Annotated in this window: 13 protein-coding genes; 1 reads left to right on the top strand and 12 read right to left on the bottom strand. The window is 60.3% G+C overall.

Translation table 11 applies throughout. The features are described from left to right. Positions 1-3 precede the first annotated feature (3 nt). The gene (locus FHT73_RS04100) at positions 4-1,299 is read left to right on the top strand and encodes a multidrug effflux MFS transporter (RefSeq protein ID WP_246698834.1); all 1,296 of its coding nucleotides are present in this window, start codon (positions 4-6) and stop codon (positions 1,297-1,299) included. A 19-nt stretch (positions 1,300-1,318) separates the two neighbouring features. On the opposite strand, the gene FHT73_RS04095 is transcribed toward FHT73_RS04100, so the two are convergent. From FHT73_RS04095 to FHT73_RS04040, 12 genes are all read right to left on the bottom strand, one after another. Then, complete coding sequence (locus tag FHT73_RS04095; RefSeq protein ID WP_112606400.1) at positions 1,319-2,248, bottom strand: adenylate/guanylate cyclase domain-containing protein; 930 nt, start codon at positions 2,246-2,248, stop codon at positions 1,319-1,321. A 113-nt stretch (positions 2,249-2,361) separates the two neighbouring features. Then, positions 2,362-3,186 (bottom strand): inositol monophosphatase family protein, encoded by an 825-nt coding sequence (locus FHT73_RS04090; RefSeq protein WP_112606398.1) that lies wholly within the window; start codon positions 3,184-3,186, stop codon positions 2,362-2,364. A 16-nt stretch (positions 3,187-3,202) separates the two neighbouring features. Further along, a complete protein-coding gene (locus FHT73_RS04085) occupies positions 3,203-4,030 on the bottom strand; it encodes an inositol monophosphatase family protein (protein WP_183709975.1) in 828 nt (275 codons plus the stop codon). A 73-nt stretch (positions 4,031-4,103) separates the two neighbouring features. Beyond that, positions 4,104-4,991: a tRNA 2-thiocytidine(32) synthetase TtcA gene (ttcA, locus tag FHT73_RS04080; protein ID WP_183709973.1), complete on the bottom strand. Its 888-nt coding sequence runs from the start codon at positions 4,989-4,991 to the stop codon at positions 4,104-4,106. 61 nt (positions 4,992-5,052) lie between these two features. Continuing rightward, positions 5,053-5,982, bottom strand: a complete 930-nt coding sequence (locus FHT73_RS04075) for a glutaminase (protein ID WP_183709971.1) — start codon at positions 5,980-5,982, stop codon at positions 5,053-5,055. A gap of 71 nt (positions 5,983-6,053) precedes the next feature. Continuing rightward, entirely contained in the window at positions 6,054-6,671 is a 618-nt protein-coding gene (gene rpsD, locus FHT73_RS04070; RefSeq protein WP_015340058.1) for a 30S ribosomal protein S4, read from the bottom strand. Between the two features lie 232 nt (positions 6,672-6,903). Beyond that, a complete protein-coding gene (locus FHT73_RS04065; protein WP_183709969.1) occupies positions 6,904-8,421 on the bottom strand; it encodes an ATP-binding protein in 1,518 nt (505 codons plus the stop codon). Between the two features lie 130 nt (positions 8,422-8,551). After that, positions 8,552-9,697, bottom strand: coding sequence for an alpha-hydroxy acid oxidase (locus tag FHT73_RS04060; RefSeq protein ID WP_183709967.1), 1,146 nt, complete (start codon positions 9,695-9,697; stop codon positions 8,552-8,554). A 73-nt stretch (positions 9,698-9,770) separates the two neighbouring features. Further along, positions 9,771-10,235: a GNAT family N-acetyltransferase gene (locus FHT73_RS04055; RefSeq protein WP_183709965.1), complete on the bottom strand. Its 465-nt coding sequence runs from the start codon at positions 10,233-10,235 to the stop codon at positions 9,771-9,773. Between the two features lie 2 nt (positions 10,236-10,237). Continuing rightward, the gene (gene murI, locus FHT73_RS04050) at positions 10,238-11,038 is read right to left on the bottom strand and encodes a glutamate racemase (RefSeq protein WP_183709963.1); all 801 of its coding nucleotides are present in this window, start codon (positions 11,036-11,038) and stop codon (positions 10,238-10,240) included. Beyond that, positions 11,019-11,861, bottom strand: a complete 843-nt coding sequence (locus tag FHT73_RS04045; RefSeq protein WP_112334732.1) for an RNA methyltransferase — start codon at positions 11,859-11,861, stop codon at positions 11,019-11,021. The genes murI and FHT73_RS04045 overlap by 20 nt, the downstream gene beginning before the upstream one ends. A gap of 112 nt (positions 11,862-11,973) precedes the next feature. After that, a complete protein-coding gene (locus FHT73_RS04040; RefSeq protein ID WP_183709961.1) occupies positions 11,974-12,558 on the bottom strand; it encodes a hypothetical protein in 585 nt (194 codons plus the stop codon). Between the last annotated feature and the right edge of the window lie 11 nt (positions 12,559-12,569).

Genomic DNA, 12,569 nt, shown 5'->3' with positions numbered 1-12,569 from the left:
CGAATGACAACCCCGCCTCAATCACAGTCGCCGGCTCAGCCGCCGATGCAGTCCGGCTCCAGCCGCATCGGTCTTGGCATCGTGGAATTCATCCTCACGATCGCCTTGATGACTGCCAGCATTTCCATGGGCATCGACAGCATGCTGCCGGCGCTGCCGAATATCGGCCAGTCGCTTAATGTCGCCAATCCGAACGACATCCAGCTCGTCATAGGCGTCTATTTCCTCGGATTCGGCGTCTGTCAGCTTTTCTTCGGCAGCCTGTCGGACACCTATGGCCGACGATACATCCTGCTTGGCGGTCTTGCCTTCTATACGGTGACCCTGTTTGCCGCCGCCTGGAGCGGCAGCCTGTTTGCCTTGCTTGCCATGCGCTTTGCCCAGGGCGTCGGCGCTGCGGCCGTGCGCATCACGACGCTCGCCATCGTCCGCGATTGCTTCGGCGGTCGCGAAATGGCCCGCGTCATGTCCTATGTCATGATCGTATTCATGATCATGCCGATGGTCGCGCCCTTCGTCGGTCAGATGATCGTTGCCTATTCGAACTGGCAATGGATCTTCATCCTGCTCGGCATCGTCAGCGCCGGCCTCTTCCTGGTCGCTTTCTTCCGTATGAAGGAGACGCTGCCCGCTGAAGAGCGCCTGCCGCTTTCTGTTTCGTCGGTTCTTTCGGGCTTCAAGACGGTGCTGACCAACCGCATCACCTGCGGCTACATGATCGGGCTGACGCTATATACCGGCATTATCTGCGCCTACATCGTCTCCGTGCAGCAGGTCTTCGGCGAAGTCTACGGCCTTGGGGACACGTTCCCGATCGCCTTCGCGGCAACGGCAGCCGGCACCGCCGTCGCACAATTTGCCAATGGCTATTTCGTCCGCAGCTTCGGCATGCGCCGTATTTCCCATGCCGCCATGATCGTTTTCACCGTTTTAGGCGCCATCGGCTACATCGTCGGCATGTTCGGCCAGCCGAGCTTCACCTTCATTTATGTACTGATCTCGGTCATGCTGATGATGTTCGCCGTCATCACCACCAACTGCATGGCCATCAGCCTGGAGCCGATGGGACACCTGGCGGGAACGGCAGCCGCCATCACCAGCTCGGTCTCCACGACAGTCGGCGTCCTGCTTGGCGGCGTCGTCGGCCAGATGTTCGATGGCACGGCACAGCCGCTGCTTGCTGGCTTCACGGTATTTGGCGCGCTGTCGATCGTTGCGACGCTATGGGCTGAAAAGGGCAAGCTCTTCACCCATCCTGGCGATACCCCGGCGCTGGAGCCCGGAATTGGGCACGTCTGAACGACGTTGCCTGCCGTCCTCACATGCCGCTGCGCGGCCGGCGGACCCAGCGCAGTGCCGCGGCGATCGCGAGCCCGAACAATGGCCAGATCGCCCACGGTGTGCCCTGCCAGGCGAAAAGATTGATCGTCACTAGGCCGATGCCGGTAATGACAAGGCCGGCAATCGCCATATCGATCTGCTTGTTGCTGCGAACGTAGCGAAACGTCGCAACCCATAGAATGGCGAGTATGGGCCATTTTGCCCAGAACTCACCGTGCCAAGTCAGGCCGTTGAGTATGGCAAGCCCGATGCAGACGACAAGCGGCGCGGCGTAGCTCCGGCGCCAGTCTTGCAACGCGGGTTCCTGCGCTACAGGCTCGGGCGCCCGCGCAGGAGCCGGCTTCGGAGCCGAGTGATAATCCGCTGTAGTGTCGACAACCTGCACGCCGCCGATCCGCACCGCATAGCTCGGCACGCCGCCTTCGATGTTTTTGACCTCGAGCTGCCCGAGAAAATCGAAACCGACCGCCACCTTGTTGCGGACCTGATCATAGACGGTGTTGGAAATGACGATGCCACCTGGAGCGGCGCGCGACTGCAGCCGAGCTGCAATATTGACGCCGTCTCCATACAGATCGTCGCCATCGGCGATCACATCACCGAGATTGAGGCCGATGCGAAAGAGCATCTGCTTGTCGGGATTGATTACGGCATTGTAGCCGGCAAGCTCGTTCTGCGTGTCGATCGCCGCGCGCACGGCCTCGACGACGCTTGGAAACTCGGCGAAGACGCCATCGCCCCAGGTGTTGATGACCCGACCGCCATGGGCTTCGATCAGCCTTTTCATCGCATCGCGGTAACGACGAAGGGTTGAAAGCGTCCCCTCCTCGTCCTTTCCCATGAGGCGCGTATAATCCTGCACATCGGCGCAGAAAATGGTGGTCAGCTTGCGGCTCGTCTCGGACATCTGTCTCATCCCCGCGGCAAGCGCCGACCAAGGCTCTTGCCTGTTGGAGCAAAGATAGCCCTCCAACCGTTACTTTCCAAGAGGCCTCGCCGGCTATCGTGGCCTGGTTCACCTCAAAGAGTGAAGACTTCGCACCGCAACAGCTCCCAGGTATCCTTGTCCGCCGCAACCAGCAGCCCGCCGTCGAGGTGATGCGGCAAATAGGGCGAACCGTCGAAACGGCGAACATAGGCGCCGGATTCGGCAGAGATCAGCGATCCCGCCAGATGATCCCAGGGCATCAGCTTGTTGTACATGAGATAGTGTACATAGCCGCCCGCGAGCGTGCGGTACTCATGCGCCGCGCAGCGATAGCAGGTCGTGTAGCGCACCTTGGCGAGATTACCCATGATCTCCGCGCGCTTTTCCTTGGGCAGAAAACCGGTGGCCGCCATGCCGACCAGCTCTTCCAGCGGGACGGACGGAGCAACGTTGAGACGTAGCGTCTCGCCGTCCGGCCGCCGCAGCCATGCGCCGCTGCCCCGTTCCGCCAGCACCCAGTCGTCGCCCATCGGGTCGAAAATGATGCCGGCAACGGTTTCTCCCTTCGAGACCACCGAAGCCATAACGCCGAAGGCTGGAATGCCCGCAGCAAAGTTGAACGTGCCGTCGACGGGATCGACGATGATGGCGAGATCGGCATCCTGCAGCTTCTTCAGTAGCGACGGGTCGGCCGCAACCGATTCCTCGCCGATGAACAGCGCTTCGGGCCAGAGGCGCGAAACCTCTGCCTTGATCATGCGCTCGGCCCGCTCGTCGGCTTCCGTCACCAGATCCGTCGCCTCGCTCTTGGCGCGGATATCGTCGCTGCCGAGCCTGCGAAAACGCGGCAGGATCTCCGTCTGCGCCGCGCGGCGCAGCACATGAGCAAGCGTGGTAACGTCAACGAGCGATGTCATGCTTTTTCCTTTCGCGTCAGGCGCCGATGATCTCACGGCGGATCATCCGCCAGCTTTCCTCGTCAGGCGCAGAAATGATGCCGCCGGTCGTTTCGCCGGGCTTGTAGGGCGTACCATCGAATTTGGCGGTATAGCCGCCCGCTTCCTGATGCGCCAGCACGCCGGCCAGATGATCCCACGGCATCAATTTGGAATGGCCGATGAAATGCCATTTGCCCGACGCCACCATCCAATATTCGTAAGCCGAGCAATTGAGCGAGAAAGCCATACGGGTCTTCGATAGATTGCCGCAGATGCGTGACCGCTCGGGCTCATCCATATGCCCCCAGGAAATGGCGCCCGTCATCGCGTTCAAAGGCGCCGGCGCGGCGACGGCAAGCCGCCTCGCCTGCCCGGTTTGCCGGCGCAGGAAAGTGCCGCCGCCTTTCATGGCGGTCAGGGTGTCGCCAAGCACGGGATCGTGGATGATGCTCGCGATCGTCTCGCCATTGGCGATGACGGCGACAATCGTCCCGAAGACAGGCAGTCCGGCCGCGAAATTGAATGTGCCGTCCACCGGGTCGATGGTGAAAGCCAATTCCGCATGCGCCAGCGCCGGCACGACGGACTTGTCGGCCTCATAGGCTTCTTCGCCCACGATGACGGCCTTTGGAAACCGTGTCTTCAACGCCGCGGTGATGTGCCGTTCGGCCAGAAGATCAGCGTCAGTCACGAGGTCGATAGCCGAGGTCTTTTCCGATATGTCGCCAGCGTCCAGGTTGCGGAAGCGCAGCATGATTTCCTTTGACGCCGCTTCGGCAACGATCGTCATCACATAGTCGAAATCAGCATCGGAGAAAGTCATAGGAAGCCTCTGTTTTGAAAGGGCTTCCTCTTATGCCCGATTCGATGACATCGGTGTGGCAAAAGCGCTGAGTTTACGTTGGATCGCTGGAAGACCCATGTGTCATCAACCCGGCGAAATCGAACAGTTTAGGGTCGAGCAGGTGTGACGGGTTCACATGCGCCAGTGCACGCAGCATCGTATCCTTGCGGCCAGGCATGCGCCGTTCGATATCGGCGAGCATGTCCTTCATGGCATTGCGTTGCAGCCCATCCTGCGAGCCGCAAAGATCGCAGGGAATGATCGGAAACTGCATGGCGGCAGCAAATTTGGCAAGATCGTCCTCGGCGGCATAGGCTAGCGGACGCAGAAGCATCAAGTCGCCTTCGTCATTGAGCAGCTTCGCCGGCATCGAGGCCAGCCGTCCGCCATGGAAGAAGTTCATAAAGAAGGTCTCGAGAATATCCTCGCGATGATGGCCCAGCACCAGCGCATCGCAGCCCTCCTCGCGGGCGATGCGATAAAGATTGCCGCGGCGCAGGCGCGAACAGAGCGAGCAATAGGTCGCTCCCTCCGGCACCTTCTCCTTCACGATCGAATAAGTGTCGCGATACTCGATGCGATGCGCAACGCCGATCTTCGTGAGGTATTCGGGCAGAATATGCTTCGGGAAATTCGGCTGGCCCTGATCGAGATTGCAGGCGAGGATTTCCACCGGCAGCAGGCCACGCCATTTCAGGTCAAGCAAGAGCGCCAGCAGACCGTAGGAATCCTTGCCTCCGGAAAGGCCAACCAGCCAGCGCTTCTGGCCCTTTAGCATCTGGAAGTCTTCCATAGCCTGGCGCACCTGCCGCAACAGGCGTTTACGAAGCTTGTTGAAGGAAACGGAGCGCGGCGCATCGGAAAACATCGGATGCGCGGCAGAGCCGCCATCTTCAGCCTCGATATCGATGTCGTCTTTCACCGTGGTCGCGATATTCATTCCGTCATTCCTTGGATCTCGCCACGCTGATAACAGAAAGCGGGACGAGAAGACATGGGTATCAATCACCGAACACCGACCAGCCGGTGTGCGCTGCCAGCATTTCCAATGCCACGGCACCAAGCTGGGAATTGCCAACCTTGTTCAGCCCCGGCGACCAGACGGCGATCGAGCCAATGCCCGGCGCTACGGCCAGGATACCGCCGCCGACGCCGCTCTTGCCCGGCAGACCGACGTGATAGGCGAAATCCCCTGAGCCATCATAATGCCCGCAGGTCAGCATAAGCGCGTTGATGCGCCGCGCCCGCTTCGGCGAGACGACGGAGTGCCCGGTGATCGGATTGCTGCCGCGCGCAGCGAGATAGAGCCCCGCCTTGGCAAGCTGCCGGCAGCTCATGGAAAGCGCACATTGATGGAAATAAACACCGAGCGCATGCTCGACCGGATGGTGGATATTGCCATAAGCGCGCATGAAATTGGCGAGCGCGAAATTGCGGAAACCCGTCTGCGTCTCCGAACGCGCCACCCTGTCATCGATGCTGATCGTGTCGTCGTCGGCCACATAACGGACGAAGCGCAGCAGCTCGCCGATCGCCTCGCGCGGCTCGTGCCCAGCGAGTACGACATCGCTGACAGCGATGGCACCTGCATTGACGAAGGGATTGCGGGGAATACCCTCTTCCCGCTCCAACTGGACGATGGAGTTGAAAGCCGTGCCGGATGGTTCGCGCCCAACACGATTCCACAAGCTCTCGCCAACCTTGCCGAGCGCCAAGGTCAGCATGAAGACCTTGGAGATACTCTGGATGGAGAAAGGAACGCCGGCATCACCGATGCTGTAGACTTTGCCGTCGACAGTTGCGATTGCCATTCCGAACTGCTTCGGATCGACCTTTGCCAGCTCCGGAATGTAATCGGCAACCTTGCCCTCGCCGATGCGCGGCGAAAGCTCGTTATGAATGCCGTCGAGAATAGCCTGCAAATCCGTCATGAGGCGCTCCAAAGACAAAAAAGCCGCTCGAACCGAGCGGCTTTTCATTCATCAAGAAAGTTATCCGCCTATTAACGCGAATAGAATTCGACGACCAGATGCGGTTCCATGACGACGGCGTAGGGTACGTCGCCGAGAGCCGGAACGCGAGCGAAGGTCGCAACCATCTTGTTGTGATCGACTTCGATGTAGTCAGGAACGTCGCGCTCAGCGAGAGCAACCGATTCCAGAACGGTTACGAGCTGCTTGGACTTTTCACGAACTTCGATAACGTCGCCAGCCTTGCAGCGGTACGAACCGATGTTGACGCGAACGCCGTTGACCGTGACGTGGCCGTGGTTGACGAACTGACGGGCAGCGAAAACGGTCGGAACGAACTTGGCACGGTAGACGATCGCGTCGAGGCGCGATTCGAGCAGGCCGATCAGGTTTTCCGAGGTGTCGCCCTTGCGGCGGTCAGCTTCAGCGAAGATCGCGCGGAACTGCTTCTCGCGCAGGTCGCCGTAGTAGCCCTTAAGCTTCTGCTTGGCGCGCAGCTGCACACCGAAGTCGGAAAGCTTGCCCTTGCGGCGCTGGCCGTGCTGGCCCGGGCCGTATTCGCGACGGTTAACCGGGGACTTCGGACGACCCCAGATGTTCTCGCCCATACGGCGGTCAATTTTGTACTTGGACGATTCGCGCTTGCTCATCGCATTTCCTTTCAAGTGTTATGGCGGCCCGTTGCCGAACCGCTAAGGAAACACGCCCTCCTCTGAACTCCGTTTTCGAGCTCTGACAGGCTTCTCACGTTAGCGAACGGACGAAGCCACGGGACATGTCAAATGAAACACCGGACATTTCTGCCCGGCGTTGGCGCGGTCTGTAAGGGGTTGTCATGGAATTGTCAACAGCGCCAGACGCTCTTCAGCGAGAATACGGCAGCTATTCGGCCGCCGCCTGCTCGCCACCATCCAGATCGGGCGCATTGGCATCGCCAGGCGCGGTCTGTGAGCCCATATCCGGGAAAGCGACGATCCGTTTGCCGGAGAAATCCGTATGGACGACGACGCTGCCCTGCTCTTCGAAATAGCTCAGCAGTCGCCGCGCGCGTCTGGCCGAATGTGTGCCGTAGGCACGGGCGATGCGAGCGTCGGACGGGCACGGTTCACCGCTGATGGCGGCCTTGGCCAACATCAAAAAGACGCCCTGCAGGTCATCGGTGACGCTGGTAGACAGCGAAAGCGCCGTTGCCCATTGATCCGTTGCCATGACCTCTTCGTCGGCGCCGGAGCGCACAATCGCCACACGGCGACGGAATTCCGAGAGGCTCATGGGCGCACCGGGAACCCGGCGCATGCGCAAACGAACGAGAAACTCCTGATAAAGCACCGAATCAGTACGGAATCCCGAGGCTGGATCGTCGAGGATTTCTGACAGTACGGCGCTCACCCTTGCCTCGCGGTCCTCGCTCGATATTTCCGGTTGGCTGACCTTCGGCTCGGAAGGTGCCGGGCCTGCAGCCGGCACGGAGCGGGAAAGCTCGGCCAGAATATCGGTCGTCGGACGCGGAGCCGGCGTCGTGCGGCGGACAACGGGGCGTGTGAACTCTTCCGGATCCGGCGTGAAGATCAGATCTTCCACATCCTGCGGCGCATCCGGCAGCGGCATCAACTTCGGGCTGGAAGAGCGCGCCGAGGTCTCCACTGCGCCGATGGCGATCGGCAACGGACGACGCGAAAGTGCCGGCCCGAGGGCTACGAAATTGCCGCGCTTCAGGTCGCGGAACATTTCCGCCTGCCGGCGATCCATGCCGAGAAGGTCGGCAGCACGCGCCATGTCGATATCGAGGAAGGTGCGGCCCATCAGGAAATTGGAAGCTTCCGCCGCAACGTTCTTGGCAAGCTTTGCGAGGCGCTGCGTCGCGATGACGCCGGCAAGGCCGCGCTTTCGACCGCGGCACATCAGATTGGTCATGGCGCCGAGCGACATCTTGCGCGCATCTTCCGAAACGTCACCGCCGACCGAGGGCGCAAACATCTGTGCCTCGTCAACCACGACAAGTACCGGATACCAGAATTCGCGATCGGCATCGAACATGCCGTTCAGAAAGGCGGCTGCAGCGCGCATCTGCTGCTCGATATCAAGCCCCTCCAGCGTCAGCACGCAGGAAACGCGATGCTGGCGGATGCGGTTGGCGATGCCGGCAAGCTCGGCTTCCGAGCGCTCGCCATCGACGACCACATGACCGAACTTGTCGGCCAGCGTGACGAAATCGCCTTCGGGATCGATGATAACCTGCTGCACCCATTGCGCCGACTGCTCCAGCAGCCGCCGCAGGAGGTGCGATTTTCCGGAACCGGAATTGCCCTGCACTAGGAGACGCGTTGCCAGCAGCTCCTCGATATCGAGCTGGGCGCTGGTCCCGCCGGACGCCGTTCCCATGTCGATGCCGACCTGCAATGCACTTCCCCTATGAGCAAGAATCAAATGTGGATGCGTCCCATCTTTCTGAAAGGACGCGCCCTCGTCTAGCAAAGATTTCCAAGCTTCGCGCCCGTGGATTGAAAAAACCCACAGGCGATTGCGAGGCCTATCTGAAGCGCAGATTGGCGCGCGACAGCTCATTGACCGACGTGCAGCCCATCAGCTTCATGTCGCGCTCGACTTCGGTGCGCAGATGCCTCAGCGCCCGCTCCACACCAGCCTGACCGGCAGCCGCGAGCGGATAGAGATAGAAGCGCCCGAGGCCAACGGCCTTGGCGCCGAGCGACAGAGCCTTCAGCACATGCGTGCCGCGCTGGATGCCGCCGTCCATCATCACATCGATGCGATGGCCGACGGCGTCGACGATCTCCGCTAGCTGATCGAATGCCGAGCGTGAGCCGTCCAGCTGCCGGCCTCCATGGTTCGAGAGCACGATGCCGGTGCATCCAATATCGACGGCGCGCTTGGCGTCCTCGACCGACATGATGCCCTTCAGGCAGAACTGTCCGTTCCAGTGCTTCACCATCTCGGCGACGTCGTTCCAGTTCATCGATGGATCGAGCATCTCGGTGAAATACTTGCCGATCGACATCGCACCGCCGCTCATGTCCACATGCTCGTCGAGCTGCGGCAGGCGGAATTTCTCGTGAGTGACGTAGTTCAGTGCCCAAGCGGGCTTGATGGCGAACTGGGTGATCCCCGCCAGATTGAGCTTGAACGGAATGGAGAACCCGGTGCGGAGATCGCGCTCACGATTGCCGCCGGTAATGCTGTCCACCGTCAGCATCATTACATTGACACCGGCTTCCTTTGCCCGCTCCATCATCGCACGGTTCAAGCCACGGTCTTTGTGGAAATAGAACTGGTAGACCTGCGGCCCGGAATGCTTCTTGCGAATTTCCTCAAGGCTGACAGTACCGAGCGAAGAAACACCGAACATCGTGCCGAGCGAGGAAGCCGCGGCGGCTACCGCATTCTCGCCCTGGTGATGGAACAGCCGCTGCAAGGCCGTCGGCGAGCAATAGAAGGGCGTCGCAAGCTTTTGCCCCATGACGGTGACAGACATGTCGATCTCGCTGACCCCACGCAGGACGTTGGGCACGAGATCGCAGCTTTCAAAGCTGGTTGTGTTTCGCCGGAGCGTCACCTCGTCGTCAGCTGCGCCGTCGATATAGTTGAAGATCGGGCCGGGAAGACGCTTTTTCGCAAGAAGACGAAAATCATGGAAATTGTGGCACTCACGCAGACGCATGGCTGACCTCGGCATTCTCAAAAGACATCAATGACATACCCCCCAATATCCCGCCGCTCAGTCAAATCCTGCATTACAGCCGGTGCAAGCGCGCTTCCCATTTGTAAAGCACATCCGGCTCCTTCTCCTCATTGCCTGCTCCGTCAGACTCGTCAACCACGAAGAAGCCATGCTTCTCGTAAAAGCGGCGCGCCGGCTCGTTTCTCTGGAATGTCCAGAGCGACAACGCCGGGTAGGTCGACTTGGCGACATCGAGCAGGCGGCTGCCGAGGCCGCGCCCCTGCGCCTCGGGCAGGACGTAGAGCTGGTCGATCCAATCCTCGAGGAAGGCAATGACGCCGACCAGGCGACCGCCCTCTTCCGCGCCCCAGACCTGGCAGTCTTTGAAGACTACAGCGCTCCAGAAACCGATATCCTCTTCCGGCGTATGAAGCCCGGCAAGCGTCGGCAGCCGCTCGTTAAAGGACGCGCGATGAACGGCCGCAGCGGCCGGCATGTCCGCGAGATCGAGTTTACGCAGCGAAACTTTGTCTTTCATGATCAAGCCTTGAGTCCAAAACCCTGCATCAGCCGGCGGGTGGGAAAATCCGGCGCACCAGAGGTAAACACCGCAAAATCAAAATCATCGGGATGGACGGCATCGGCCACCTGCGGCACGAGACTGCGGGCTCGCCTTGCGATCGCTTCAGCCGGATCGAGCCAGTCGACTGGCCATGGCGCGAGCCTGCGGAAGATATTGGCCATGAAAGGATAATGCGTGCAGGCAAGTACGACGATATCGGTCTTGCGGCCATCCATCTCGACGAAGCACTGCTCGATCTCGGTCATGACTGCCTCATCGCTGACGACATCGCCGCGAATATAGGCTTCCGCCAGGCGTGCCAGGTCCTGCGATCCGACGAGCCGCACATGGCACTGCGTGGCAAAAGACTGGATCAGGTCGCGCGTATAGGCGCGCTTGACGGTGCCCGGTGTCGCGAGCACCGAGACAAGGCCGGAGCGGGTCCGCTCGGCGGCCGGCTTGATCGCCGGTACCGTGCCCACGAAGGTCATTTGCGGAAAGGCGGCACGAAGAGCGGCGCCGGCCAGCGTGAACGCCGTATTGCAGGCGATGATACAGACTTCCGGATCATATTGCGCAAGCAGCTTTGCGAAGAGATCGACGATGCGCTCCTTCAACGCCGCTTCTTCCCAACTGCCATAAGGAAAACCGGCATCATCGGCGACATAGATGAAACCGCGCTCGGGCATCAGCACGCGCGCCTCGCGCAGCACGGTCAAACCGCCGATCCCTGAATCGAAGACGAGGACCGGTTTCAGCTCATTCGCCGCTGCTGTCATCGCTTGGGGCTTCCTTCGGTGCTTTCGAGGATCTGGGATGCGAGCCGCTGCCGCGCGGGGATTTCCGCGAGAAACGGTCGAGAGACGAGATCACCCCGCGCAAGACGCTGATTTCCTGTTCGGTGAACGCCCGGCGCGAGAGGACCGCCCGAAGATTGTCGACCATTTTCGGCTTTTTCCCGGCGGGATGGAAATAATTGCGCGCATCCAGCGCCTCTTCGAGCTGATCGAACAGGCCGAAAAGCTGCTCCTTGGTCGAAGGCCGCTGCTCGATCGCCTGGAACGGCACATCGCCCAGATCCTCCATGCCCGATTTCATCCACTCATAGGACATCAACAGCACGGCCTGGGCTATGTTCAGCGAGGCGAAAGCAGGATTGACGGGAAAGGTGACGATCTCGTCGGCAAGCGCCACTTCCTCGTTCGTCAGGCCCCAGCGCTCGCGCCCGAAGAGAATGCCGGTGCCCTCGCCCGCCTTGAACTTCGCACGAAGAGTTTCGGCCGCGATGACAGGCGAGCGTACCGGCTTGTAGCCATCCCGCTCTCGCGCGGTCGTCGCATAGACGAAATTGAGATCTGATATCGCCTGCTCCAAGGTCTCGTAGACCTTCGTCGCCTCGATGATGTGATCCGCCTTCGAAGCGGTCGCCTGCGCCCTCTCGTTCGGCCAGCCATCTCGCGGGTTGACGAGACGCAACTCGGCAAGGCCAAAATTCGCCATGGCGCGTGCCACCATGCCGATATTCTCGCCCATTTGCGGCTCGACCAGAATGATGGCCGGTCCTTCGGCCAGAAGTTGACGCTCGCTGTTCGTGCCTGCCATGATGCCTAAATCTCCGCGCGCGAACTCAATCGCGCAAATCACGGTCGCAATAACGAGACACCAGCCGCTCGGCAAGGTTTTTGCGTGTCAGCGCCGCGACGAGCCCTCCCGATTATTGCGGATTGGCCGACTTCTGCTGATCGGAAGGCGGTTGTTGCTGCTGTTTGACGAGATCAACCATCACGCTCTTGAGCGAGCTCGGATTGCCGTTGTCGTCGTTGGTGACAATATCATCCACCACAGGCCGTCCGCCCTCCTCGATGACCTCGAAGCGAACCGTCGTCACCTTCTGATAATCGGCGTCGGAGCCCATGCAGGTTAATTTCTTGAAGGTCGCCAGCACTTCCGTCACATTGTTCTTTGGTGGCTGGGCTGCAATCTTCACATCCTCCAGCGGACACGCGTCCTGCGCATTGACGATGACATCGTAGTCGAAAGGCGAGATACCATCCTCGTCGGCGGCAGGAAACTGCGCCGCCGCCTCGTATTTCGCTCCAAAGTCCTTGCTGTAGATATCCTTGAGCTTGTCCTCGCCGAAAATATCCTGCCAGTCGCTGTCGCCGCCTGCCCAGTTCGAGACGGTCGCATCCATGATGGCCTTGACCGGCGTCGTCGCATCGGCAGCAAGCGCCGTATGCGCACCAAATGAAAACTGGAAAAGCGTAAAGGCAATCGCGGAGGCGGCAAATTTCTGCATGATATGATTCC

The sequence above is a fragment of the Rhizobium sp. BK098 genome (assembly GCF_014193155.1).
Taxonomy (GTDB): domain Bacteria; phylum Pseudomonadota; class Alphaproteobacteria; order Rhizobiales; family Rhizobiaceae; genus Rhizobium.
The sequence above is the reverse complement of the archived record's forward strand: the minus strand, read 5'-3'. Positions and strand labels throughout refer to the sequence as shown.

Excerpts from the sequence above, each read along its gene's own strand:
- FHT73_RS04100 (WP_246698834.1), top strand. The coding sequence starts at position 4 with ATGACAACCCCGCCTCAATCACAGTCGCCGGCTCAGCCGCCGATGCAG.
- FHT73_RS04095 (WP_112606400.1), bottom strand. The coding sequence starts at position 2,248 with ATGTCCGAGACGAGCCGCAAGCTGACCACCATTTTCTGCGCCGATGTG.
- FHT73_RS04090 (WP_112606398.1), bottom strand. The coding sequence starts at position 3,186 with ATGACATCGCTCGTTGACGTTACCACGCTTGCTCATGTGCTGCGCCGC.
- FHT73_RS04085 (WP_183709975.1), bottom strand. The coding sequence starts at position 4,030 with ATGACTTTCTCCGATGCTGATTTCGACTATGTGATGACGATCGTTGCC.
- ttcA (WP_183709973.1), bottom strand. The coding sequence starts at position 4,991 with ATGAATATCGCGACCACGGTGAAAGACGACATCGATATCGAGGCTGAA.
- FHT73_RS04075 (WP_183709971.1), bottom strand. The coding sequence starts at position 5,982 with ATGACGGATTTGCAGGCTATTCTCGACGGCATTCATAACGAGCTTTCG.
- rpsD (WP_015340058.1), bottom strand. The coding sequence starts at position 6,671 with ATGAGCAAGCGCGAATCGTCCAAGTACAAAATTGACCGCCGTATGGGC.
- FHT73_RS04060 (WP_183709967.1), bottom strand. The coding sequence starts at position 9,697 with ATGCGTCTGCGTGAGTGCCACAATTTCCATGATTTTCGTCTTCTTGCG.
- FHT73_RS04055 (WP_183709965.1), bottom strand. The coding sequence starts at position 10,235 with ATGAAAGACAAAGTTTCGCTGCGTAAACTCGATCTCGCGGACATGCCG.
- murI (WP_183709963.1), bottom strand. The coding sequence starts at position 11,038 with ATGACAGCAGCGGCGAATGAGCTGAAACCGGTCCTCGTCTTCGATTCA.
- FHT73_RS04045 (WP_112334732.1), bottom strand. The coding sequence starts at position 11,861 with ATGGCAGGCACGAACAGCGAGCGTCAACTTCTGGCCGAAGGACCGGCC.
- FHT73_RS04040 (WP_183709961.1), bottom strand. The coding sequence starts at position 12,558 with ATGCAGAAATTTGCCGCCTCCGCGATTGCCTTTACGCTTTTCCAGTTT.